This window comes from Halomonas urmiana (genome assembly GCF_005780185.1).
GTDB classification, from domain to species: domain Bacteria; phylum Pseudomonadota; class Gammaproteobacteria; order Pseudomonadales; family Halomonadaceae; genus Halomonas; species Halomonas urmiana.
The window spans coordinates 1-893 of the sequence record NZ_VBUI01000076.1 but is presented as its reverse complement, the minus strand read 5'-3'; the positions used below and the strand labels follow the sequence as shown (position 1 = coordinate 893).

General features: G+C 65.2%; 1 protein-coding gene. It reads right to left on the bottom strand.

The features are described 5' to 3' along the window. A partial coding sequence (locus FEI13_RS18815) for an IS1380 family transposase (RefSeq protein WP_138183018.1) occupies positions 1-893 on the bottom strand: 893 nt, incomplete at both ends.

Here is an 893-nt window from a genome sequence, read left to right as displayed (position 1 = left end):
AGGTCGTTGGTGGCGAACTTGCCCGACGGCAGCCGCTCCAGATCGAGATCGGTCTTGATCTCGCTGTGGAATTGCTCGTGAGTGGCATGCGCCTGGTAACGTTTGATCACCGCCTCCGGCGCCTCGTCCAGGCTGGTCCACCAGCCTTCCAGCTCAACCTCCGGTTCGAGCAGCAGCTGGCCATCGCGATCGGCGGTGCGCTCTACCAGGCGCATCACGCGCTTGACGACGTATTCGACCTTGGTGTCGTCGCGGATCGAGACGGTCTGCGTCCACAGCGCCTGGCGCTTGCCGGGACGCAGCTCTTCCCAGTAGTCCGCCGCCACGGCCAGCCAGGTGTCCTGATCGGCCGTGGCCGAGCCGCGCGGGTTCCATTTGACGACATAGTCGAGCCGGCGCCCCTCGTCGGCAAAGGCCTGGCGCTGCTGTTCGAGAAGCGCCAGGTGTGCCTGGCTATCGAAGCCGCTGTCCTCACGCAGCAAGATGGGTCGCTCGGTCAGGCCTTGGGCGCGGGGCAGCACCCGCTCCAGGAAGGCGTTGCTCTCCTTCATGGTGTGCTGCTTGCCGGGACGCAGCTCCAGGCCCAGACACCACCCTTCGTTGCCCAGATAAGCGGCGATCGGGGTATAGCCGTCGACCTTCTGGTAGGTCCGCGAGACGCCTTCCTTCTTCGAGTTGCTGTTGTCCATGACGAAGGTGTCGATGTCCAGGCAGACGTGCGTCGTCTCGGCGGTGATCGGTGCCTCGACCAGTGACAGCAGGGTAGTGGACCAGATGGCGGTGCGCGCCTGCAGGTCGTTGGCGGCGAGTTTCTCCAGCCGCTGTCGCAGCGTCGCCGTGCTCGGCACCTTCTGCAGGGTCAGCAGTTGTTGGAAGGGCTTGTCGCGGCGGAA